This is a genomic window from Micrococcus sp. TA1 (assembly GCF_014199555.1).
In the GTDB taxonomy this organism is placed as follows: Bacteria; Actinomycetota; Actinomycetes; order Actinomycetales; family Micrococcaceae; genus Citricoccus.
Genome location: NZ_JACHNW010000004.1, coordinates 1 through 21,644, shown reverse-complemented (window position 1 = coordinate 21,644; position 21,644 = coordinate 1). Strand labels below are relative to the sequence as shown.

The 21,644-nt window shown below is 71.4% G+C and carries 19 protein-coding genes; 7 read left to right on the top strand and 12 right to left on the bottom strand.

Features of this window, described 5'->3' with window-relative positions:
- Positions 1 to 4: 4 nt before the first annotated feature.
- From GGQ69_RS14580 to GGQ69_RS14560, 5 genes are all read left to right on the top strand, one after another.
- Complete coding sequence (locus GGQ69_RS14580; RefSeq protein WP_183529851.1) at positions 5 to 1,003, top strand: VOC family protein; 999 nt, start codon at positions 5 to 7, stop codon at positions 1,001 to 1,003.
- On the top strand, positions 1,003 to 2,010 hold the full coding sequence (locus GGQ69_RS14575; RefSeq protein WP_183529849.1) for an amidohydrolase family protein: 1,008 nt from the start codon (positions 1,003 to 1,005) through the stop codon (positions 2,008 to 2,010). The genes GGQ69_RS14580 and GGQ69_RS14575 overlap by 1 nt, the downstream gene beginning before the upstream one ends.
- A gap of 133 nt (positions 2,011 to 2,143) precedes the next feature.
- Positions 2,144 to 2,938 (top strand): adenylate cyclase, encoded by a 795-nt coding sequence (locus GGQ69_RS14570; protein WP_183529847.1) that lies wholly within the window; start codon positions 2,144 to 2,146, stop codon positions 2,936 to 2,938.
- 78 nt (positions 2,939 to 3,016) lie between these two features.
- Positions 3,017 to 4,501: a helix-turn-helix transcriptional regulator gene (locus GGQ69_RS14565; protein ID WP_183529845.1), complete on the top strand. Its 1,485-nt coding sequence runs from the start codon at positions 3,017 to 3,019 to the stop codon at positions 4,499 to 4,501.
- Positions 4,502 to 4,680: 179 nt separating this feature from the next.
- Positions 4,681 to 5,223: a CarD family transcriptional regulator gene (locus GGQ69_RS14560; protein ID WP_221243858.1), complete on the top strand. Its 543-nt coding sequence runs from the start codon at positions 4,681 to 4,683 to the stop codon at positions 5,221 to 5,223.
- Between the two features lie 95 nt (positions 5,224 to 5,318).
- Here GGQ69_RS14560 and GGQ69_RS14555 read toward each other — a convergent pair whose 3' ends face one another.
- Positions 5,319 to 6,590, bottom strand: a complete 1,272-nt coding sequence (locus GGQ69_RS14555; protein ID WP_183529841.1) for an MFS transporter — start codon at positions 6,588 to 6,590, stop codon at positions 5,319 to 5,321.
- Between the two features lie 109 nt (positions 6,591 to 6,699).
- Here GGQ69_RS14555 and GGQ69_RS14550 point away from each other — a divergent pair, with 109 nt between their 5' ends.
- Positions 6,700 to 7,383 carry a metalloregulator ArsR/SmtB family transcription factor gene (locus GGQ69_RS14550; RefSeq protein ID WP_183529839.1) on the top strand — a complete coding sequence of 228 codons (684 nt, stop codon included), beginning with the start codon at positions 6,700 to 6,702 and terminating at the stop codon, positions 7,381 to 7,383.
- Between the two features lie 52 nt (positions 7,384 to 7,435).
- Here the strand turns inward: GGQ69_RS14550 and GGQ69_RS14545 are convergent, their stop codons facing one another.
- From GGQ69_RS14545 to GGQ69_RS14495, 11 genes are all read right to left on the bottom strand, one after another.
- Positions 7,436 to 8,995, bottom strand: coding sequence for an aldehyde dehydrogenase (locus GGQ69_RS14545; RefSeq protein WP_183529837.1), 1,560 nt, complete (start codon positions 8,993 to 8,995; stop codon positions 7,436 to 7,438).
- Positions 8,992 to 9,765 (bottom strand): HD domain-containing protein, encoded by a 774-nt coding sequence (locus tag GGQ69_RS14540; protein ID WP_183529835.1) that lies wholly within the window; start codon positions 9,763 to 9,765, stop codon positions 8,992 to 8,994. The genes GGQ69_RS14545 and GGQ69_RS14540 overlap by 4 nt, the downstream gene beginning before the upstream one ends.
- Entirely contained in the window at positions 9,762 to 11,084 is a 1,323-nt protein-coding gene (locus GGQ69_RS14535) for an NAD(P)/FAD-dependent oxidoreductase (RefSeq protein WP_183529833.1), read from the bottom strand. Before GGQ69_RS14535 ends, GGQ69_RS14540 begins: the two co-directional genes overlap by 4 nt.
- Before the next feature lie 44 nt (positions 11,085 to 11,128).
- The gene (locus GGQ69_RS14530) at positions 11,129 to 11,449 is read right to left on the bottom strand and encodes a 2Fe-2S iron-sulfur cluster-binding protein (protein WP_183529831.1); all 321 of its coding nucleotides are present in this window, start codon (positions 11,447 to 11,449) and stop codon (positions 11,129 to 11,131) included.
- 8 nt (positions 11,450 to 11,457) lie between these two features.
- On the bottom strand, positions 11,458 to 12,258 hold the full coding sequence (locus tag GGQ69_RS14525; RefSeq protein WP_221243851.1) for an SDR family NAD(P)-dependent oxidoreductase: 801 nt from the start codon (positions 12,256 to 12,258) through the stop codon (positions 11,458 to 11,460).
- The gene (locus tag GGQ69_RS14520; RefSeq protein WP_183529829.1) at positions 12,251 to 14,176 is read right to left on the bottom strand and encodes a PEP-utilizing enzyme; all 1,926 of its coding nucleotides are present in this window, start codon (positions 14,174 to 14,176) and stop codon (positions 12,251 to 12,253) included. Before GGQ69_RS14520 ends, GGQ69_RS14525 begins: the two co-directional genes overlap by 8 nt.
- A gap of 57 nt (positions 14,177 to 14,233) precedes the next feature.
- Positions 14,234 to 15,337, bottom strand: a complete 1,104-nt coding sequence (locus tag GGQ69_RS14515; RefSeq protein WP_183529827.1) for a PEP/pyruvate-binding domain-containing protein — start codon at positions 15,335 to 15,337, stop codon at positions 14,234 to 14,236.
- Between the two features lie 17 nt (positions 15,338 to 15,354).
- Positions 15,355 to 16,689, bottom strand: a complete 1,335-nt coding sequence (locus GGQ69_RS14510) for a cytochrome P450 (RefSeq protein WP_183529825.1) — start codon at positions 16,687 to 16,689, stop codon at positions 15,355 to 15,357.
- 355 nt (positions 16,690 to 17,044) lie between these two features.
- Complete coding sequence (locus GGQ69_RS14505) at positions 17,045 to 17,842, bottom strand: IclR family transcriptional regulator (RefSeq protein ID WP_183529823.1); 798 nt, start codon at positions 17,840 to 17,842, stop codon at positions 17,045 to 17,047.
- A gap of 136 nt (positions 17,843 to 17,978) precedes the next feature.
- Positions 17,979 to 18,773: a PIG-L deacetylase family protein gene (locus GGQ69_RS14500; protein WP_324590196.1), complete on the bottom strand. Its 795-nt coding sequence runs from the start codon at positions 18,771 to 18,773 to the stop codon at positions 17,979 to 17,981.
- Positions 18,770 to 20,329, bottom strand: coding sequence for a TIGR01777 family oxidoreductase (locus GGQ69_RS14495; protein ID WP_183529821.1), 1,560 nt, complete (start codon positions 20,327 to 20,329; stop codon positions 18,770 to 18,772). Before GGQ69_RS14495 ends, GGQ69_RS14500 begins: the two co-directional genes overlap by 4 nt.
- 39 nt (positions 20,330 to 20,368) lie before the next feature.
- Between GGQ69_RS14495 and GGQ69_RS14490 the strand changes: the two genes are divergently transcribed.
- Positions 20,369 to 21,520, top strand: coding sequence for an MFS transporter (locus GGQ69_RS14490; RefSeq protein WP_183529819.1), 1,152 nt, complete (start codon positions 20,369 to 20,371; stop codon positions 21,518 to 21,520).
- Positions 21,521 to 21,644 lie beyond the last annotated feature (124 nt).

Here is a 21,644-nt window from a genome sequence, read left to right as displayed (position 1 = left end):
CACCATGGCACATCCCGAGAACTTCGACCTGGCCCACATGGGTGCCGTGGAGCTCTTCACCCCGAAATTCGAGGAGAGCCTCCACTTCTTCCGCGACCTGCTGGCGATGCGCGAGGTCGAGCGCATCGGTGACTCTGCCTACCTGCGCTGCTGGGACGAATACCAGCGGTACTCGCTCAAGCTGACGGCCTCGGACACCAACGGCGTGGGACGCACGCTCTACCGCACGACCAGCGAGGACGCCCTGCAGCGGCGCGTCGCCGCGATCGAGAAGGCCGGGCTGGGCCACGGCTGGCGCGACCCCGAGGTCGGCGTGGGCCCCTCCTACGAGTTCGAGGACCCCGACGGACACCTGATGGCCCTGTACCACGAGACCGAGCACTACGTGCCGGACGACGAGGACCGCCCGGCGCTGAAGAACCAGGCCGCCGCCTACCCCGGCCGCGGCATCAACGTCCGCCGTCTGGACCACATCAACTACCTCGCCAGCGACGTCACCGCCTGCGGGGAGTTCTGGAGTGACGTGATGATGTCCCGGGAGTCCGAGCGCGTGGCACTGGACGACGGCGGCTACGGGGCCCGGTGGTTCCGCTTCCACCAGAAGTCCTACGACGTCGTGTACTCCGCCGACTGGACCGGTGAGCGAGGCCGCTTCCACCACTTCGCCTTCGCTCCGGACAGCCGCGAGGACATCCTCAAGGCAGCGGACATCTGCCTCGAGAACGGCATCTACATCGAGTACGGACCCTACAAGCACGCCATCAACCAGACCTTCTTCCTCTACGTGTGGGAACCGGGCGGCAACCGCATCGAGTTCGCCAACGCCCAGGCCCGCCTCATCCTGGACCCCGACTGGCCGGTCGTGGAGTGGTCCGAGGCCGAACGCGCCAAGGGCCAGGCCTGGGGCATGAAGACCGTGGCCACCTTCCACACCCACGGAACACCCTTCGTGGCGAACCAGGAGGAGATCGACCGCGCCGCCCTGGAAGGACGGGCCCACTGATGATCATCGACGTCCACGGGCACTACACGACGGCGCCCGCACCGCTGCAGCACTGGCGTGACCAGCAGGTCGCCGCGCTGTCCGGGGGGCCGGAACCGGACCCGATGGGACCGGTGATCTCCGATGACGAGATCCGCGAGACCATCGAGAAGAACCAGCTGCGGCTCATGGACGAGCGCGGCATCGACCTCACCGTCTTCTCCCCGCGCGCGTCCTTCATGGCCCATCACGTGGGGGACGTCGAGACCTCCCGGGCGTGGGCGCGAATCTGCAACGACCTGTGCGCCCGGGTGGCACGGCTCTTCCCCGGTCGCTTCGCGCCCGCGGCCATGCTCCCGCAGTCTCCCGGAGTGCCCACGGAGACGGTCCTGGAGGAGATGACCCGAGCCGTCGAGGACCTCGGCGCCGTGGCGGTCAACCTCAACCCGGACCCCTCCGGTGGGCACTGGACCTCACCGCCGTTGACCGACGAGTACTGGTTCCCCGTCTACGAGCGGATGATCGAACTGGACGTGCCGGCGATGGTGCACGTCTCCACGTCCGTGAACCCCGCCTTCCACACCACCGGCGCGCACTACCTCAACGCCGACACCACGGCGGTCATGCAACTGATCCAGGGCGACCTGTTCTCCCGGTTCCCCGGGCTGCGCCTGGTGATCCCGCACGGCGGCGGCGCCGTGCCGTTCCACTGGGGGCGGTTCCGCGGGCTGGCCATGGCGTTGGGCAAGCCGGAGCTCACGGAGCACCTGCTGGGGAACGTCTACTTCGACACGTGCGTGTACCACCAGGCCGGCATCGACCTGCTGCTGGAGGTGGTGCCGGCCGAGAACGTGCTGTTCGCCTCGGAGACGGTCGGGGCCGTGCGGGACATCGATCCGTGCACGGGACACTACTTCGACGACACGCGACGCTACGTCGAGGCCGCGGGCCTGGACGCGCAGACCCTGGCGCGGATCCAGGAGGGCAACGCCCGCAGGGTGTATCCGCGCCTGGCGCGGTGGATCTGACATGATCACCCCCCTGGGGTGATGCCCGGGCGGGCCCGGGGGCGTTGGATGGGTCTCGACCATCCCGTGGGCGGGGGGTCCCCGCCTCCCCGCGGGCCGGCCTGCGGCCGGGTGCCAGCCCGAAGGAGCCGACATGACGACACCAGCACCCCGCCTGCTCAGCGACGACCTCGTCAAGGTGCTGCAACTGGCGCGGGAGTCCGACAGTGTCGAGCTGAAGCTGACCGTGCCCGAACGGTCGTACCGCTCCGCGGCCGCCGCCCTCGGCGTCGACCCCCTCGACGCGCAGATCCGCCAGGTCTTCTTCTTCGACACCCCGGATCTGCGCCTGGACGCCGCCGGGGTGGTCGTGCGGGCCCGTCGGGTCCGGGACCGCGACGACTCGGTGGTCAAGCTCCGGCCGGTCGTGCCGTCCGCCCTGAGCGCCGAACTGCGCGCCTCGCCCAACCTGGTCGTCGAAGTGGATGCGATGCCCGGGGGCTACGTGTGTTCGGCCGCGCTCAAGCAGCGGCTGACCTCGCCGGACGTGGCCGCGGTGGTCTCCGGCAGGAAACCGCTGCGCAAGATCCTGGACAAGGACCAGCGTGCCTTCTTCCTCGAGCACGCCCCGGAGGGGGTGACACTGGAGGACCTGTCCGTCCTGGGGCCGATCCTGGTGCTCAAGCTGAGCCTCCGCCCGGAGGGCACTCCCCAGAAGTTCGTCGCCGAGATGTGGACCTACCCGGACGGGACCCGCGTCGTGGAACTGTCGACGAAGTGCCCGCCCGCGGACGCCCTCAACGTCGCGCTGGACACGCGCGCCTTCCTGGAGCGCAAGGGGATCCCGCTCAGCGGTGAGCAGCGGACGAAGACCCGGACGGCCCTGGAGTTCTTCTCCCGGGAGCTCCAGGCCCTTGCCGCAGAGGGGCCGGGGCCCGAGAGTCAATAAACGCATCGTTGGGCCGGCCGAGGGCGAATACCGTATCCTCTCCGCGACAGGATCCCGGAAATTGACTAGGATGACGTGATGGCGATCACCACACCGGCCCCCACTGATGACACCTCGCGCGCGGGGCTGCCGGCCGACGAACTCGATCCCGTCGTCCTCGGCCGCCGCCTGCGGCACCTGCGCAAGGAGGCCGGGCTGACCCTCGACCAGGCGGCGGAGGCGGTGGGGGCCACCGGCTCGCACCTGTCCCTGATCGAGAACGGCAAGCGCGAGCCCCGGCTGACCCTGCTCTCCCGGCTGGCCGCCCTCCACGGGAGCTCCGTGGAGGACCTGCTGGCCACGGAGGCGCCGAGCCGGCGGGCGGCCCTGGAGATCGCGGTCGAGAAGGCCCAGCGCACCGAGCACTACGCGAGCCTGGGGCTGCCGCAGATCAAGATCTCCCCGCGCACCCCCACCGAGGTCCTCGAGGTCATCGCCGGCCTGGAGGCCGAGCTGAACCGGCGGATGGAGGAGCAGGCCGCCACCCCGGAGGAGGCGCGCCGGGCCAACTCCGAGCTGCGCCAGGAGATGAAGGAGCGCAACAACCACTACCCCGAACTGGAGCGCCAGGCGCAGCAGTTGCTGGACGCCGTCGGGCACTCCGGGGGACCGCTGAGCCACCATGCCGCGGCCGACCTGGCCGAGCACCTGGGCTTCTCCGTTCGCTCCGTGTCCAACCTGCCGCACTCCACCCGCTCGGTGACGGACCTGAAGAACCGGCGGTTCTACCTCTCCCGCGCGCGGAACCCGGACCACGACCAGCGCTCGGTGCTCCTGCAGGCCATCGGCGCCTACGTGCTCGGCCACGGCGAGCCCGTGGACTACTCGGACTACCTGCGCCAGCGGGTCTACACCAACTACTTCGCCGCGGCACTGATGATGCCGCAGAAGGAGACGGTGAAGTTCCTCAAGAACGCCAAGGCGGAGAAGGACCTGGCCATCGAGGACGTCCGGGATGCCTTCGGCGTCTCCTACGAGTCCGCCGCCCACCGGTTCACCAACCTGGCCACCGAGCACCTGGGCATCACCTGCCACTTCCAGAAGGTGCACGAGTCCGGGATCATCCACAAGGCCTACGAGAACGACGGCGTCTCCTTCCCCGCCGATCACACCGGCGCGATCGAGGGCCAGCAGGTCTGCCGGAACTGGACCTCGCGGGAGGTCTTCGGCGTGGGCGACCGGTTCCGTGCCTTCAACCAGTACACGGACACCCCGGCCGGCACCTACTGGTGCACCGCCGTGGTGGAGGGCCACTCCTCCGGGTTCTACTCGTTGTCCATCGGGGTGCCCTTCGACGTGGCCCGCTGGTTCCGCGGCAAGGAGACCACCGCCCGCTCCGTCTCCCGCTGCCCGGACCCCTCCTGCTGCCGGCTGCCCTCACCGGACCTGGAGGCCGAGTGGGGCGGGCACGCCTGGCCGGCCGCCCGCGCCAACGCCCACCTGCTCGCGGCGATGCCCTCCGGGGCGTTCCCCGGAGTGGACGAGGTGGAGGTCTTCGAGTTCCTGCGTGCCCAGGAAGGGTGACCGACGTCCGCCCCGTGACCTGCCGTGATGCGAAGGGGAGAAGCCTAGGGCATCTGGGCGCACATGTCTCGCAGATGTGCGAAAATGGAGGACAGCCAATCTCACGGAACGCGTCCGGCCCGAGGGTGGGACCGGACTCCGGAGGAGTGGCCTTCGCCCTGAAGGAAAGAGACGTGTACATGCAGTTGATCCCCGGCAAGCTCGTTGTTCATCCCCACCACGGTCCGGCGACCATCACCAACACCTTCCAGCGCACCGTGAAGGGCGCGGAGGTGACCTACATCGAGCTGACGATCCGGAGCAACAACCTCGTGGTCTCCATCCCGGAGGCGAGGGTGGAGGAGATCGGCGTGCGCGAGGTCTACGACCGCGCCCACCTGCGCAGGCTGCTCGAGGTCGTCCAGGAGCCCACCGGCGTCGAGGAGAAGCAGTGGTCCCGCCGCATGAAGGCCAACCAGGAGAAGGTGGCCTCCGGCCTGCTCGAGCAGATCGCCGAGGTGGTGCGCGACCTGGGCCGCCGCCGCGACACCAAGGGCCTGTCCATGGCGGAGAAGGACATGTTCCGCAACGCCCAGGCCCCCCTCGTGGCCGAGGTCGCCCTGGCCCTGGAGATCACCGAGGACGAGGCCACCGAGGTCCTGGAGGCCGTGGCCAACGGCGCCTCCCTGGACGAGCTGGGCTTCGCCGAGAACACCGCGGACGCGGAGCCTGCCCTGGCCTGACGATCCGTTCGCCGGGGGAGGCGTTCTCGCCGCGGTGATACCGACCTTGACGGGGTCCGGCCTGACGGGCCGGGCCCCGTCGGTCGTCGGCAGGCTCAGCGCCGAGGGTGCGTCTCGTACATGCGCAGGGCCACGCCCAGCGCCGAGGTGGCGCTGATCGCCATGGCCACCCACACGGCCGCCCGCAGGTCCAGCAGGTCGGCCACGAGCCCGCCTCCCACGGCGCCCACCGCGTAGCCAAGGTCCCGCCAGACCCGGTACACCCCCACCGCGCGCCCCCGCCAGACGGGGTGGGCCACGTCCCCGACGGCGGCCAGCAGGGTCGGGTAGACCATCGCCGTCCCCAGTCCCAGCAGCACGGAGCCCGCGGCCCAGCCGGTGAACCCGGAGCCCAGGGCGACGACCCCCAGGGCTATGGACTGCACGGCCATCCCGGCGGTGATGAGGTGCTTGCGCCCGATCCGGTCGGACAGGGCGCCCGTGACGAGCTGGCCCGCCCCCCACACCCCGGGATACAGGGCCATCAGCACCCCGACCTGCGCCAGCGGCAGGCCCGAGCCGGCGAACAGCAGGGGGAACACGCCCCAGGACAGGCCGAAATTGAGATTGTTGACGAGCCCGGCCTGGCTGGCCGAGGACAGGGCCGGGTCCAGCAGGCTCGTCTGCATCGCGATCTGCCGGTCGGTCAGCGAACCGTGCAGGTGATCGTGGTGACCGTGGGAATGCGGGGCGTGCCCCGCCGCCTCGAGGTAGGCGTGGCCACGGGTCTCCCGGACGAAGAATCCCGTCAGGACCAGGGCGAGGGCCGCGTAGGCCAGGCCCAGCAGGAACGGGGCCGGGCGCAGTCCGACGGTCCCGGCGAGCCACCCGGCGAGCAGCGAGGTCACGGCCACGGCACCGTAACCGGCCGCCTCGTTCAGTCCCATCGCCAGGCCCCGCCGTTCAGGTCCCACGAGATCGATCTTCATCACCACGGTGGTCGACCAGGTCAGTCCCTGGCTGATGCCGAGCAGCACGTTGGCCGCGACGATCCACCACCAGTCCGGTGCCCAGATCAGCAGCAGTGGGACGGGCACCGCCAGGAGCCAGCCGCCCAGCAGGACGGGCTTGCGCCCGTAGCGGTCCGAGAGCGTGCCGGCGAACCAGTTGGCGGCGGCCTTGCTCAGGCCGAAGGCGGCCACGTAGGCGAAGATGAACGTGTAGCCGGACAGGCCGAACTCGGCCTCAGCGAGCAGGGGCAGTACCGTCTGCTGCTGGCCCACCATGCCGCCCACGAGGGCGTTGACCGCCACGAGCAGGGCGAACTGGGCGGCATTCTCTCGCAGGCCGAGCCGCACGGTGGCGGGGGGAGAGGGAGCGCGGGACATGGGGATCCTCGGAAGGGTCGGGGAGGCCGCGGCCGACCGGCCGGGGCACTATTCGGGCAAAACGTGGAATAGATGGACTACAGTATTCCATAGATCATTGGAGGACTAGATGGGTGACCGCGTGAAGAAGTCCGCGCTGTTCGACGAGCTGGCGCGCGTGGGCAAGGCACTGGCGAACGGCCGGCGGCTGGAACTGCTGGACCTGCTGGCCCAGGGCGAGCGCAGCGTGGAACACCTGGCGACCGCGGCCGGGCTGGGGCTGAGCACCGCCTCCGCCCACCTGCAGGTCCTGAGGCAGGCCGGACTGGTCACCACGCGGCGGGAGGGCACCCGCATCCACTACGGACTCGCAGGCCAGGACGTGGCCGCCCTGTACGAGCGGTTGCGCGCCGTGGCGGGGGAGCGGACCGCCGGTGTGGAACGTGCCCGCGTCGAGTACCTGGGCCCGGACAGCGAGGGACCCGAGGGCGCCCGGGCGGTGGGCCGCGAGGAGCTGCTCAGCCGATGGGCGACCGGGGAGGTGACGGTGGTGGACGTGCGCCCGGCCGAGGAGTATTCGGCCGCGCACATCCCCGGAGCGGTCTCGATGCCCCTGGACGAACTCCGCGACCGGCTCGGGGAACTGCCGGCCGACGTCGAGGTGGTGGCCTACTGCCGGGGTGCCTATTGCGTGTTCGCCTACGAGGCCGTGGCCCTCCTGCGGGCCTCCGGCAGGACCGCGTCCCGCCTGCAGGACGGCATGCTCGAATGGCGCCTGGCCGGACTGCCGGTCGAGCAGGGCCGCGCCGCGTAGGAAGGCCCCGGCCCCTCGCACGGGGAACCGGGGCCTCCTGCCGGCGGGCCGCTCAGCGGGCCCGGCGGTGGATGGACTTGTAGCTCAGGTAGGCGCTGAGCCCCTCGAGCCCGTACTCCACGCCCATGCCGGAGTCATGCCGGCCCCCGAACGGCGCGGAGTGGTTGGACCCGAAGAAGTTGATCCCCACGGACCCGGAGTCCACCCGGCGGGCCACCTCCAGGGCCCGCTCCTCGTCGGCGCCGAACACGATCCCGCCGAGGCCGAACTCGGTGTTGTTGGCCAGCTCGACGGCCTCGTCGGCGGACCAGTCACCGGAACCGCCGGCGTCGTCGTACCTCAGCACCGAGATCACGGGACCGAAGATCTCCTCCCGCGAGATCCGCATGTCCGCGGTGACGTCCGCGAACACCGTGGGCTGGACGAACACGCCCTCCTCCAGCCCGGCCCCGAGCGATCCGCCCGGCACCGCGGCACCGCCGGTCACCGCGCGGGCACCCTCGGCGTGGGCGGAGTCCACGTACTCCATGACCGTCTCGTACTGCGAGCGGGTGGCCACCGGCCCGAACACCGTGGCCTCGTCCAGGGGATCCCCCTGACGGCCCGCCGCGATCGTCTCGCCGACCATCCGCACGACCTCCTCGTACCGGGAGGCCGGGGCGATGATGCGGGTGGAGATGTAGCAGGTCTGGCCGGTGTTGCGCATGCAGGAGCGCACCAGCACGGCGGACATGGCGTCCAGGTCGGCGTCCGGCAGCACGATCGCCGAGGACTTCCCGCCCAGTTCCAGGGTCACCGGGCGGAGCAGCTCGCCGCACGCCGCGGCGATCTTCCGGCCCACCGGGGTGGACCCGGTGAACGCGACCTTGTCCACGCCCGGGTGGCGCACCAGGGCGTCCCCGAACCGTCCCGGACCGGTCAGCAGGTTCACGACGCCGGCCGGCACCCCTGCGGCCTGCACCGCGTCGATGACGAAGCGCAGGGAAAGCGGCGTGGGGGAGGCCGGCTTGATGACCACGGTGCAGCCGGCCAGCAGGGCCGGAGCCAGCTTGATGACCACCAGGTTGATGGGGAAGTTCCACGGGGCGATCAGCGCGCACACCCCCACCGGGTCCTTGTCCACCACGGACTCCGCGCCGCCGGCGGGGAAGGGCCGGACGTCGTCGTGGTCCAGCCAGTCCGCGAGGGTGGCGAAATAGCGGAAGATGCCCGCCGCGTTGGCCGCGGCGCCGCGGGTCTCGGAGATCGGCGAGCCGTTCTCCCGGGTGTTGGTCAGGGCCAGCGGCTCGGCGCGGGCCTCGATCTCCTCCGCGATCCGCACCAGGTACCGCGCGCGCTCGGCGGCGCTCAGCGCCCCCCAGCCGGACAGCGCCGCCCGGGCGGACCCGACGGCGGCGTCCAGCTCCGCGCCGGTGGCCGCCGGGACCGAGCCCCAGACCTCACCGGTCGCCGGGTCGGTGACCGGGGTGCGCTCCGGGGCGGCGGCGGGGACGTAGGCGCCGTTGATGAAGAAGTCGTCCACGTGCGTGTACGGCAACTCCAGGGCGGCGCGGCGGGCCTTGGCGTCGGTCGCGGCGCGGGGACGGGCGGGGACGTCGGCAGTCGTGCTCATCGCAGCACCTCCGTGCGCAGCAGGCCGCGGGTGCGGGCCAGGTCGGTGCTGGCCATCTGCACGGCCGCCCCGGTGATCAGTTCGGGCAGGATCTCCCGGTCGAGCCGGTCGGTGTAGGTGGCCGGGTTCATCCCGAACCACGAGGAGGACACGCACACCCCGGTGATGTCGAAGCGCCACAACCGGTCGGCGTCGCGCACCAGCGCGTCCTCGAGGGAGAAGGCGACCTGGCGGGTGTCATGGCCGTCGATGATCTCGCAGACCCGATCCACGAACTCCGCGCCGTAGCCGAGCCCGGGCAGGACGCGGCGGGCCACGTCACAGCCCCTGGCCTCGTGCTCGTAGCGGATGGCGGCCTTGCGCCAGTCCCCCTGGAAGCCCTCGGAGATGATCCGGGACTCGTCCACGTGGGCCCAGCCGGTGTCGTGCAGGATGATCGTGGCCAGCACGAGCTCGCGGTCGGCCTGCGGGTAGGCGTCGCACAGTCGCTGGGCGTAGGCGGTGGAGGTCGGCAGGTGGATGTCGTTGGACCGGGTCCGGGACTCCGGTTCGATCGCCGCCCACAGCGCCTCCAGGCCCATGGCCGGGGAGGTGGAGATGGGGGCCGTGTCCACCGGGCCGATGGCGGGGATGGGGCGCTCGGGGTAGGCCTCGGTGAAGGCCACGGCGCGCGGGTCCCGGGCGTGCTGGCCGGGATCGGCCGCCTCCCAGGCGGGGTGGTCCTGCCGGGACTGGCCGGCCCGCGCCGCCTGCTGGTCGGTGGGGTTCATGCGGAGACCTCCTGGACGTGCCGGTCCACCACGAGGGACTTGAGCGGGACGGCGGGGTCCGCGGCGGCCCCGGCGGGGATGTTCTGTCCCTTGCCGAGGGCGTTGCGCACGGCCATGAAGTCCAGCGGGGCGTTGACGCAGTCCGCGGCGATGACCTGGCCGTCGCGGTAGTACAGCACCGAGAACTTGCCCTTGGCGTCGTCCCGCCGCACCACGGTGGAGTCGTAGCCGAGGGTGAGCCCGGCGATCTGCAGCTTCAGGTCGGCCTGGTTGGACCAGAACCACGGGATGCCCGCGTACTCCTCCCGGCGCCCGGTGAGGGAGTAGGCGGCGATCTTGGCGTGCTCGATCGCGTTGTTCACGCTCTCCAGCCGGATCCGCTCGCCTTCGGGGGCGCCGGGCAGCGGATTCGGCATGTTGGCCACGTCCCCGACGGCCACAGTGGTCCCGTCCGAGGCGACCGCGTGGCGGTCCACCACGATCCCGTTGTCCACCGCCAGGCCCATCTGCTCGGCCAGTTCGGTGTTCGGGACGACGCCGATGCCCACGAGCACCAGCTGGGCGTCCACCACGGTGCCGTCCTCCAGCTCCACGCCGGCGACCCTCCCGGCGCGCTCGCCGGTGCCCTCCACGAAACGCGTCATGCGGGCGCCTAGCCGGATGTCGATGCCGCGGCCCCGGTGGGCCTGCAGGAAGTACTCGGAGGTGTCCTCGCCCACGGCCCGGCCGACCAGGCGGGGGCCGTACTCCATCACGGTGACGTTCTTGCCCATGCCGTGCAGGGAACAGGCCGCCTCCAGCCCGATGAACCCGCCACCGACCACCACGGCGTCCTGGACGTCGCCCAGCCGGGCCTTGAGCTCCAGGGCGTCGTCGGCGCTGCGCAGGTAGACCACGCCGTCCAGCTCCGCGCCCTCGATCTCCAGTCGCCGCGCCCGGGCGCCGACGGCCAGGGCGAGGCGGCGGAACGGATAGCGGGTGCCGTCGGCGGCGACGGCCACGCCGGAACCGTCCTGGGTACCGTCTGCAGCGGTGTTCTTCTCGATCCGCTCGATCCGGGCGCCCTTGACGAGCTCGATGCCGTGCTCGTCCCAGTACTCCTGGGACCGGAAGATCAGGTTCTCCTTGTCGACCTTGTCCTGCAGGAACTCCTTGGACAGGGCGGGGCGCTGGTAGGGGCGGTGGTCCTCCTCGCCCAGCAGGGTGATGTGCTCGTCGAAGCCAGTGCCGCGCAGGGAGATGGCCAGCTGGACGCCGGCCTGGCTGGCGCCGATGATCAGCAGGCCCGTCTCGGCCCGCTCGGTGGTGGGGGTGTTCATGGGAACTCCTGGATCGGGTCCCGGCGCGGTGCCGGGGCGCTCGGTCAGACCTGGGTCTCGGGGGTGGTCACGTGCAGGTCCATGCCCTCGGTGACCTTGATTTGGCAGGACAGCCGCGAGTTGTCCCGGCGGTCCTCGGTGGTGCCGTAGAGCATCTCGTCCTCCATCTCGCTCATCCCGGGCAACTGCTCCAGCTCGTCCTCCCGGACGAAGACGTGGCACGTCGCGCAGGACAGGGAGCCGCCGCACTCGGCGACGATGCCCGGCACGCCGTTGCGCACGGCGGTCTCCATGACGGAGTCGCCCACGTTGGCGTTGATGTCGATGGTCGAGCCTGCGGCGTCGGTGTAGTGGATGGTCGGCATGATTCCTCCTAGATGAACTGGCGGCCGCCGTCGACGACCATGGTCTGGCCGGTGATGTACCCGGCCTCGGGCGAGGCCAGGAACAGGGCGGCGCCCACGATGTCCTCGGGCCGGGAGGCCCGCTTGATGGACCCGCGGTCCACCCCGTAGGTCTCGGCGTCCTCCATCAGCCCGTAGCTGGCCTCGGTCAGGGTGAAGCCGGGGGCGATGGCGTTGACGGTGATCTCCCGGGCGCCGAGCTCCTTGGCGAGGACCCGGGTCAGGGCCACCACGCCGCCCTTGGAGGCCACGTAGTGGGCCCAGTGGGCGGAGCCGGAGTAGACGGTGGCGCTGGAGAGGTTCACCACGCGGGCACCGGTGGACAGGTACGGGCTCACGGCCCGGGTCATCATCCACGGCCCCTTGAGGTTCACCCCCATCACCAGGTCCCACTCCGCGGGGTCGATCTCCTCGAAGGGCGAGCGGGTGACGGTCGCGTAGATGGCCGCGTTGTTGACCACGACGTCGATGCTCCCGTCCCCGAACTGCGCCACCTGCCGCGCCAGGGAGGTCACGGAGTCCAGGTCCGTGACGTCCACCTGGAAGGCGGCCGCCGTGGCCCCCGACTCCTCCAGGGACCGCACGGTGGCGGTGGCGCCGTCGAGGTTGATGTCGGCGACGGCGACCCGGTCACCCCGGGCGGCGAAGCCCTCGGCGAACGCCCGGCCCAGGCCCCCGGCGGCACCGGTGACGAGCACCGTGCGCGGCCGGCCGGCCGGCGTCGGGGACTGCGGGGCCTTCGGCTGGGACTCGGGACGGACCTCAGACATGGGCCGGCTCTCCCTCGGCCGCCGTCTCGGGGGTGCCGTGCGGGTGCTGGTGGCTGTGGGCGCCGGGGCCGGCGACCTGCGGGGCGGCGTTGGGGCCGTCCAGGATGGTCACGGTGCCCTTGGTGCCGTCCACACGCAACCGCTGGCCGGTGACGATGGAGGTCGAGGCGCTGCCGGTGCCGGTGACGGCGGGCAGGGCGTACTCGCGGCAGACGATCGCGGCGTGGCTCATCATCCCGCCGATGTCCGTGACGGTGGCCTTGATCTTGCCGAAGACCGGTCCCCAGGACGGGGCCGTGACCGGGGCGACCAGGATCTCGTCCTGCTGGATCTGGGCCAGGTCGTCGGAGTCCATGATCACGCGGGCCACGCCCTCCACCACGCCGGGGGAGGCGGCCATGCCCTTGAGCACGCCCTCGGTGCCCTCCTCCCCGGCGCCGAGCCAGGACTCGACCTGCTCGGTGGTGATGCCCCACAGCATGCGGGTGAACGGCTCGGTGATCGAGGCCGGCGGGGTGTTCAGGGCGGCGGCCGGGCGGGCGGTCTTCAGGGCCGCGACCAGGGCCGTGCGCTCGGCGATGATCTCGGGCCAGTAGTCCGGGCCGACCGGGCCGGAGGGGGCGCCGACGCCCCAGCCGGTGGCCAGGTCGAAGAGCACGTCCCGGACCTCGTTGCGGCGCAGGTACAGCAGGTCGTCCTCGTGCTCCCAGAAGCCGTAGCCGTGCAGGGTGCGGGAGAGCTCGCGGACCTTGCGCCAGAACACGCCCATGGTCCAGTGCTCGATGTAGAAGTTGTGGTTCTCCACGTAGGGGTAGGCGGTCGCGGCCAGGGAGCGCTTGGCGTCGAAGGCGGCCAGCTGGTCGCCGTCGAGCAGCTCGCGGTACTCCTCGACGATCCGGTCCTTCTCCGCGACGAGTTCGGCGGTGGGGCGCATGATCGTCTGGCCCTCGTCCAGGCGGCGGATGTAGTCCGCGATGTAGCCCAGCGGGATGTCCAGGTGCTCGTTCCAGTACTTGTCGTGCCCGTAGAAGCCGTTGCCCACGGTGAAGTTGAACCACGGGTCCTGGGCCTCGGCCCAGCGGTCCAGCCACCGCTGCCCGCCGTCCGCGGCGCCGATGGCACCGAGGGTGGCCTCGACGTCGTCGGGGCGGGCGAAGTGGGACTGCAGGCCGAGCTCGACGGCCAGGGTGGCCAGCGCCTTGAGCTCGTCGTCCGGACGGAACAGCTCCATGTCCACGCCCTGGACCATGGTCGCGATGGACTGGTCCGGGATGTCCGGAAAGACCTCCTTGCAGTAGTTGAAGAAGTCCAGGTAGGCGATGTAGCCCAGGTTCAGGAACTCGAAGTGGTACTGCCAGTTCTGGTACGCCAGCTGGATCAGCCGGTCGTAATTCTCCAGCAGCACCTCGGTGCCGTCCTTGGCCGTGCCGGAGGTGATGTCCTCCATGGAGACCATGTCCGGCAGGGGCTTGAACTCGAGGGTCTCCATCTCGTCGATGGTCCCGCGGACCTTCCTCTTCCACTGCTCCAGCAGGGTGTCCCAGTTCTGGAAGTAGTGGCCCACGCGGGCCTGGAACTCGGGCACGCGCGCGGCGATCTCCTGTTCCGGCACCGGGATGGGGGACATGTACAGGTAACCCAGGTGCACGCGGAATTCGATGCCATTGGCGTTGGGGATCATCAGGTGCCGGGCGTTGTACTGGCCCAGGCACTTGACCGCGAACTCCCCGCCGATCGTCTCGAAGGGCTTGAACACGGTGGGCCAGTGCTGGGAGTCGCAGAACCAGAACTTGGCGTCGTCCTCGTCCTTCCGCTTCTCCTGGAAGGTCAGGTAATAGGGGTAGAGCTTCTCCCAGCCCTCGGCGCCGGCGGGAACCGGCAACTCGGAGGGCTTCGGGAAGGACTTCTTGGCAGTCATGGGTCTCTCCAACGTGGGATACCCGGAAGGATCCGGGGCGGGTCGTCAGGTGGGTGGTTACTTGCCGATGCCGGTGAGCGAGGAGGTGATCGAGCTCAGGTCGAAGCCACCGGGGGCCGCGGGCGTGGCCGGGGTCGGCTGGGCCGCGGCCTGGCCGGCGGTGCCCTTGCCGTTGGAGTGCACGGTCTCCGGGCGGGACTGCAGCAGCAACAGGTTCTCCCCGTCCGGCAGGTCCGCGTCCAGGGCCCACTCGATGTCCTGCGGGCACTTGTAGTGCTTCTCGGCGCGCTTGGCCATCCGGGCGACGGCGGTCAGCTCGGCGTCCGTGAGGCAGCGGATGTCCGCGCGCTCGGCGGGGACCTCGCGCTCCACCAGGGACTGGGAGACCGGGTCCGGGACCAGTTCGGCGTGCTTGTCGCCCACGTGCTCGGCGACGACCTGCAGGGTGATCTTGTCCATGAGGATGTTGTCCGGGGTGACCTGGCCGGAGACCACCATCTCCCCGACGCCCCAGGAGGCGTCGATGGTGAGCTTGGACCGGTCTCCGTTGGCGGGGTTCATGGTGATGGCCACCCCGGCCACCCGAGCGTTGACCATCTTCTGCACCACCACGGCCATGGACAGTCCCTCGTTGGGGATGTCGTTCTTCAGCCGGTAGATGATGGCGCGGGAGGTGTACAGCGAGGCCCAGCACTTGCGGATGTGCTCCGTGACCGCCTCCCGGCCCGTCAGCCACAGGTAGGTGTCCTGCTGGCCGGCGAAGGAGGCGTCCGGCAGGTCCTCGGCCGTGGCGGAGGACCGGACGGCCACCGGGACCTCACCGCCGCAGGCCTCCATCAGCGTGGCGTAGGCCTCGACGACGGCCGCACGGGCGGACTCGGGCACCGGCCGGCTGCACAGGTCCTCGCGGATGGCCGCCGAGACCCGGTCGACCTCGGCGACGTCCTCGGCGTCCAGGCCCTCCAGCAGGGTATGGACGTGCTCGGTGATGCCGGCCTCGTGGACGAAGGCGTCGAACGAGGCCGTGGTGACCACGAACCCGGGAGGGACCGGCATGCCGGCCGCCGTCATGGAGACCAGCGAGGCACCCTTGCCGCCGAGGGTCTCGAGGGCGGGCTCGCGGCCGTCGTCGAACGACTGGATGTAGGGGTTGAGCGTCATGATGGAGTCCTGGTCGGTCAGGCGGCCCAGGTGACCGGGACGGCCACCGGGACGCGGAAGGAGAGGTTCTCGCGGAATTCGATGTCAGGGCTGCCGGCACCGTCGGCGGCACCGGGATCGTCCAGGCGCAGGCCCGGCAGCAGCTTCACGGCCTCCTCGAGGCAGATCTTGGCCTGCAGCTTGGCGAGCATGTTGCCCAGGCAGTAGTGGATGCCGAAACCGAAGGACAGGTGCTCGCGGGCGTTGGACCGCGTGATGTCGAAGTCCTCGCCGTGCTCGAACCGGGACTCATCCCGGTTGGCCGAGCCCATCAGCAGCAGCAGGCCGTCGCCCTTCTTCACCTGCACCCCGCCCACCTCGGCGTCGGCGAGGGCCTTGCGGCGCCAGCCGACGATCGAGCCGGAGTAGCGCAGCACCTCGTCGATGGCCGCGGGGATCTTCTTCGGGTCCTCGACGAGGGCCTCCCACTGCTCACGGTGCGCCAGCAGCACGCGGAAGCAGTTGGAGATCAGGGTCGTGGTGGTCTCGTGGCCGGCGAAGAGCATGGAGTAGAGCAGCGAGGCGATCTCGTGGTCGGAGATCTCGCCGCCCTCCTGCTGGGTCCGCACCAGGTCCGCGGTGAGGTTGTCCCCGCCGTGGGCGTGTGCCTCGGCCACGAGACGCTGGCACTCCTGCCAGTACTCGACCAGGTTGTGGGCGTGCGGCACCTGCTCCTCGTCCGTCAGGTCCCCCCAGGTCATGGCGGCCCGGGAGTCGCTCCACCGCTTGTAGGTGTCGATCTTGGACACGTCCGCGCCGATCAGCGTCAGGATGGTGATGGTGGGGATCTCGTAGGCCAGGTCCTGCACCATCTCACCGGTGCGGTCCTGGCGGGCGGCGACGGCCTCGAGGCGGGAGACCACGTTGGCGCGGATGTCCGGCTCCAGTGCCTTGTAACGGCGCGGGGTGAACGCCTTCTGGGCGATGGCCCGGATGCGGGTGTGCTCCGGGGGGACGCGGGCGGACAGGCCGGAGTAGGCCGTGAAGCCGCCGTCCTTCATGATCTGGGTGGCCAGCGGGCCGCGCTCGCGGACCGGGGCCTGGGCGTTCTCGGAGGAGAAGGTCTCCCAGTCGTCGAAGACCGCCTTGATGTCGTCGTAGCGGGAGACCACCCAGTAGCCGATCCGCTCGTCGAACATCACCGGCTCCTCCGAGCGCAGCGCCGCGTAGGAGGGGAAGGGGTCCTTCATCTGGAACGGCTGGTAACCGTGGTGGTCGGTGGGCGTCGCTGCGTCGGCGTCCTGCGCGCCCGGTCCGCCGTGACCGAACGGGCACTGCCCCGCCGGTGCTGCGGTGGTTGACTCGGTGGTCATCTCATCTCCTGTCCGTGGCCTCCGGTGGTGGCCCGTCGGTCTGGCCGCGTGCTGTCGAGTTGGCGGCTGCCGCGTGACGGGTGATCCGCATCACGCGACGAGCCTGACTCCATGGTTGCGCGTCGCGATGTGACGCGGGTCATGGTCGTTCCACTGGGTGGAAACGACTTCGCGTGCGCCGGATCCGGCCTGTGGGGAGGCCGAGGCGTGACGGAGCGGGGGAAGGCGGCGTGGGGAAAGGGCCGGGCGGGAGCGGGCCCGGTGGGAGCGGGCCCGCGGATCGCGCCGGTGGAGCGGGCCGGTCGTGCGGGCCGGTGGAGCGGGCCGGTCGTGCGGGCCGGCGGGTCCGGGGTCCTCAGTCGCGGTGGGCGAGGTGGTGGGACTCGAGCAGGGTCTCCAGGGGGATGTGGGCCGTGGCCCGCTCGATCCGTGCACTGACCGCGCGCAGGGCCGGCAGGTGTTTCTCCATCGTGGCCGACTGCTCCGAGGGGATGACCAGGCCCAGGGCCGCGCCGATCCGGCCGGTGTGGAAGACCGGCACGGCGATCGAGCAGGCGCCCACGCGGATCTCCTCCAGCGTCTGGGCGAAGCCCTGTTCCCGGACCTGGGCGATCTCTGCGGCCAGGCGCCCGGGGTGGACGATGGTCCGGGGGGTCGTGGCCTCCAGGTCCAGGTTGAGGTAGGCCTCGAGCACCCAGGGCTCCTCATAGGCCAGCAGGACCTTGCCGACCGCGGTGGAGTGCATCGGCAGCCGGCCGCCCACGCGGGAGGCGCGGGGCACGCGCTTGGTGCCGTAGACGCGGTCGATGTAGAGCACCTCGCTGCCGTCCCGGATGGCGAGCTGGGAGGTCTCCCCGGTGAGCGAGTAGAGGTCCTGGATGAAGGGGCGGGCGGTCTCTCGCAGCTGGCGCCCCACGTTCTGGGCCAGTTCCCAGATGCGCAGCCCCAGCTGGTAGCGGCCCTGGGGGGTCCGGGAGAGGAACCCCCAGTCGGTGAGCTCACCCACCAGGCGGTGGGCAGTGCTCACGGGCACGTCCGCGAGCGCCGCGATCTCCGTCAGCGCCAGGGAGCGGCGCTCCTTCTCGAAGGCGGTCAGGACGGACAGGACCTTGTCCGTGACGGTGCGGCCGGGGTCGCGATTGCCTCCGGCCATCAGCGGGAGTCCCCGGCGTGCTGGATGCCGCAAGTCATGCCCATGATCCTACGTCGCCGTCATCCCCGGGGCGCCGAGCACCCCGGGCCCCGGACGGCCCCCGTCCTCGTCCTGCCGGTTGGCCGTCCGGCGGCCGTCAGAGCCCGTAGTACCGGAAGGCCGCGGCATACTCGGTGCCGGCCGCCGCACCGCCCGCGCGCAGGATCTCCGGGATCATCTCCTCGGGCCTCGGGTGGTCCGCCACGTGCCGCAGGTACGCCTCGTGGCTGTTCAGGGAGGCGACGGCGGCCTGCACGGCCTCCTCGTCCACGATCACCGCGTGCGTCGGCTGGGCGGGGTTGGCCACCAGTAGCCCGCCGGCGTGCCAGGCGGCCAGGCCCTCGTCCTCGGCCAGCTCGCGGAACACCCAGGGGTTCGCCGCGTCCCGGACGCCGTCCACCACGGCCAGCCCGGCGGCCCGGTGGTCGGCCTGGTTGAACCCGCCGTAGGCCTCGACGTCGAAGTTCGCGGTCACCACCGCGTCGGGCCGCACCTGGCGAACCACCCGGGCGACGTCCCGGCGCAGGGCCAGTCCGTACTCCAGCATCCCGTCTGGATGGCCCAGGATCCGCAGGTCCGTCACGCCCACCGCCGCGCAGGCCGTGCGCTGTTCGATGGCTCGCAGCGGCGCGACGACCTCCGGCGGCTCGGCCATCCCCGCCTCCCCGGCGGTGAGCAGCAGGTAGCAGACCTCGACTCCCCGCCGGGTCCAGGTCGCGACGGCGGAGGAGGTGCCGTACTCCATGTCGTCCGGGTGCGCGACGACGCACAGCACCCGGGACCAGTCCGCGTCGGGCACAGCCGGCAGCGGCGGCGGTACGGCGGGTCCCGTCGTGGGGTCCTTCACATCGTCCAGTTCCTTCCCGTCCTTCCCGCCACCCATCTCGCTCACCGCCCCAGCACGTGACGCAGGGCCGATTCCAGGTCCGGGTGCCGGAACCGGTAACCGTCAGCCCGGGCCTTGTCCGCGCGGGCCTTCTGGTCCGCCTCCACCAGCAGGCGGTTGCCCTCTTCGCCGAGCACCATCCGCGGCGCCACCGGCGGCAGGGGCAGCGCCGACGGGCGGTGCAGGACCCGGCCCAGGGTCTGGGCGAGCTCGCGGGCCCGCACGGGATGCGGCGCCACGCCGTTGACGGGACCGGTGAGGGTGCCGGACAGGGCGGCATGGGCGAACACCCCCACGATGTCGTCGATCGAGATCCAGCTCTGCCAGGGGTCCCGGTCCGCGCCGCCGAAGGGCCCGCCGGTGCCCATCGGGCCGCCGGCGCCGACCAGGAACAGCGGCAGCACCTGCTGGAGGATGCCACCGGCCGGGGTCTGGACCAGCCCGGTGCGGACCATCACGGTCCGTACTCCCGCCTCTGCCGCCGGGGCGGTGGCCTGCTCCCACTGCTGGCAGACCTCGGCCAGGAAGTCCGTGCCGGCGGGGTCGGTCTCGTCCAGCCCGTCACCGTTCGGCCCGGTGCCCGCCTCGGCCCCGTAATACCCCACCCCGGAGCCGTTGACCAGCGTCCGGGTGCGGCCGTCGTCCGCGAGGTCCGCCAGGGTGCGGGCCAGCAGGCCGGTGGTGTCCAGCCGGGACTGCAGCACCGCGGTGCGGTGGGCCTCGGTCATCCGGCCGCCGATGCTCTCCCCCGAGAGGTTGACCACGACGTCGGCCTGCCGCAGGGCGTCCGGGTCCAGGCTGCCGGCGGCCGGGTCCCAGGAGATGGCCGGCCCCCGGTTCCCGGAGGCGGTGCTGCCGGGCCGCACCAGCGGGATGACCCGGTGGCCACCGCCGGTGAACAGGGCCGTCAACTGGGTGCCGATCAGTCCGCTCGCGCCCGAGACGGCGATGGTCAGGGCCTGACCGCTGCCATGGTGGGCGTGGAAGTCCAGGTCGTCACGCACCTGGGCGTGCCGGTAGGCGAACTGGCGGTCCAGCTCGGCCTCGAAGTGGTCCTGCGTCCAGTGCTCGGTGGAGCGCCCGGCCTGGCCGAGGCGGCCGAACAGGGGGGCCCCGGGCAATTCGTACTCGATGTGGTCCACCATCACGGTGCCGGGAGAGCCGTCGGCGGTGTCCGCCTCACCGGGGGCCGCGTCCTCGAAAGTGTGCGTGTGGACCCAGGAGCGCAGGGGCCCGGAGGCCATCTCGTCGCGGAACATGGTCCCGTCCTCGAAGGCGGTGTGCCGGGCCGTCCACGGCACCTCCGGGGCCAGCCAGGCCGGCAGGCTGACCGGCAGGATGGTGCGCGCGAGGCCGGCCGCGGACTCCAGGCCCAGGCCCAGCGACCCGGGGGCGCCGATGCCCAGCCGGGCCTCGGCGCCGACGTCGATCCCGTCCGGCTCCCGCCGGACCGAACCGGCGAACGGGGGCGTGAGCCGGACCAGGGCGCCGGGGCGGGTGAACCAGGCGAAGACGTCACGGCGGCTGAACGGGAGGTGGACACGACGCTCGAAGACAGGCATGGGGCCAGTCTTGCACTGAGCCCTGCCTACGGTGAGGGCATGAGTGCGCAGAATTCCCTGACCCGAGGATCCCCGGCCCTGCTGGGCCTGATGTGGATCGCGCTGTGGGGGTTCTCGGGGTTCTTCCTCAGCTACTCGACCATGGTGCCGATCAGCGTGGAGCGGGGCCTGTCCTCCGTCACGGGTGGCGCGCTGCTGCTGGTCATGATGCTCAGCGTCATCGCGGTCCAGCCGGCGGCTCCCGCGGTGCAGCGGCGCCTGGGGCCGCAGCGGGCCATCGGTGGGTCATTGCTGCTGATGGCGGCCGGACACGGTGCCGCCGTCCTCGTGCCGGACCCGGCGGCGGGCCTGCTGGCCACGGGGGTGGCCGTCGGCGGCGGGTTCGGGGTCCTCGTGGTCCTGGCGACCGCTGCCGTGCCCGCCGTCACGAGCCCGGAACGGGTCGGCCGGGCACTGGGACGGTTCGGGGCCATGACCGCTGCCGCCGCCGCTGCCGGCGCGCCGTTGGGGCTGTGGCTCAGCGCCCAGGTGCCACCGGAGGCGTTCCGGGGGTTCGCCGCCGCGGCGGTGCTGCTGGCCCTGCCCGCGCTGCGGTTCGTCCCCTCCCGGTCCTCCGTGCCCGGGACGCGGCCGTCCGCGCGGCCCGCCCCGGGGAGGGACCGTGCGTCGGGATCCTTCTGGTCCGCGCTCGCCCCGGTGCTCCTGCCCTTCCTGGTGAGCATGTGCGCCTACGGGCTGGTCATCGCCTTCGGCCCGGGCGGGGGCACCGCCCATCCCGCCCTGTTCATCGCCACCATGCAGGCGTCCGCGGTGGTGAGCCGGTGGGTGGCCGGTGCGCTGACCGACCGGGGGAACCCGGGCACGGTGTACACCGTAGGCATCGTCATGACCGTGCTCGGGCTGGTCACCGTGGCCCTGGTGCCCCCGGGGTGGGCGCTGGCGGCCTGCCTGGTGCTGATGGGGCTGGGCGTGGGGGCGGTGCAGTCCGCCAGCCTGGTGCTGGCCTTCGCCCGGGCCGGCAGTCGCGGCCAGGCCAGCGTCGGGTGGAACATGACCTTCGACAGCGGCCTGGGCCTGGCCGGGCTGTTCGGCGGGCTGGGTTTCACCTTCCTGGGAACGGGGCCGACGTTCGCCGGGGTCGCCGGACTGTTGCTCGCCGCCAGCCTCCCCCTGTGGTCGTCGCGGCGCTGACCGCGAGAGGCTGGGGAATGTCGCGAACGTCCAGGCAGAACTCTTAACCAACCCCTGCTGAGGAAGCCGAACCGGAGACTTTCGCGAAAGCATCACGCTCGCGGGCCATCGGCACTTCGCAGGC

Excerpts from the sequence above, each read along its gene's own strand:
- GGQ69_RS14580 (WP_183529851.1), top strand. The coding sequence starts at position 5 with ATGGCACATCCCGAGAACTTCGACCTGGCCCACATGGGTGCCGTGGAG.
- GGQ69_RS14575 (WP_183529849.1), top strand. The coding sequence starts at position 1,003 with ATGATCATCGACGTCCACGGGCACTACACGACGGCGCCCGCACCGCTG.
- GGQ69_RS14570 (WP_183529847.1), top strand. The coding sequence starts at position 2,144 with ATGACGACACCAGCACCCCGCCTGCTCAGCGACGACCTCGTCAAGGTG.
- GGQ69_RS14565 (WP_183529845.1), top strand. The coding sequence starts at position 3,017 with ATGGCGATCACCACACCGGCCCCCACTGATGACACCTCGCGCGCGGGG.
- GGQ69_RS14560 (WP_221243858.1), top strand. The coding sequence starts at position 4,681 with ATGCAGTTGATCCCCGGCAAGCTCGTTGTTCATCCCCACCACGGTCCG.
- GGQ69_RS14555 (WP_183529841.1), bottom strand. The coding sequence starts at position 6,590 with ATGTCCCGCGCTCCCTCTCCCCCCGCCACCGTGCGGCTCGGCCTGCGA.
- GGQ69_RS14550 (WP_183529839.1), top strand. The coding sequence starts at position 6,700 with ATGGGTGACCGCGTGAAGAAGTCCGCGCTGTTCGACGAGCTGGCGCGC.
- GGQ69_RS14545 (WP_183529837.1), bottom strand. The coding sequence starts at position 8,995 with ATGAGCACGACTGCCGACGTCCCCGCCCGTCCCCGCGCCGCGACCGAC.
- GGQ69_RS14540 (WP_183529835.1), bottom strand. The coding sequence starts at position 9,765 with ATGAACCCCACCGACCAGCAGGCGGCGCGGGCCGGCCAGTCCCGGCAG.
- GGQ69_RS14535 (WP_183529833.1), bottom strand. The coding sequence starts at position 11,084 with ATGAACACCCCCACCACCGAGCGGGCCGAGACGGGCCTGCTGATCATC.
- GGQ69_RS14530 (WP_183529831.1), bottom strand. The coding sequence starts at position 11,449 with ATGCCGACCATCCACTACACCGACGCCGCAGGCTCGACCATCGACATC.
- GGQ69_RS14525 (WP_221243851.1), bottom strand. The coding sequence starts at position 12,258 with ATGTCTGAGGTCCGTCCCGAGTCCCAGCCGAAGGCCCCGCAGTCCCCG.
- GGQ69_RS14520 (WP_183529829.1), bottom strand. The coding sequence starts at position 14,176 with ATGACTGCCAAGAAGTCCTTCCCGAAGCCCTCCGAGTTGCCGGTTCCC.
- GGQ69_RS14515 (WP_183529827.1), bottom strand. The coding sequence starts at position 15,337 with ATGACGCTCAACCCCTACATCCAGTCGTTCGACGACGGCCGCGAGCCC.
- GGQ69_RS14510 (WP_183529825.1), bottom strand. The coding sequence starts at position 16,689 with ATGACCACCGAGTCAACCACCGCAGCACCGGCGGGGCAGTGCCCGTTC.
- GGQ69_RS14505 (WP_183529823.1), bottom strand. The coding sequence starts at position 17,842 with ATGGCCGGAGGCAATCGCGACCCCGGCCGCACCGTCACGGACAAGGTC.
- GGQ69_RS14495 (WP_183529821.1), bottom strand. The coding sequence starts at position 20,329 with ATGCCTGTCTTCGAGCGTCGTGTCCACCTCCCGTTCAGCCGCCGTGAC.
- GGQ69_RS14490 (WP_183529819.1), top strand. The coding sequence starts at position 20,369 with ATGAGTGCGCAGAATTCCCTGACCCGAGGATCCCCGGCCCTGCTGGGC.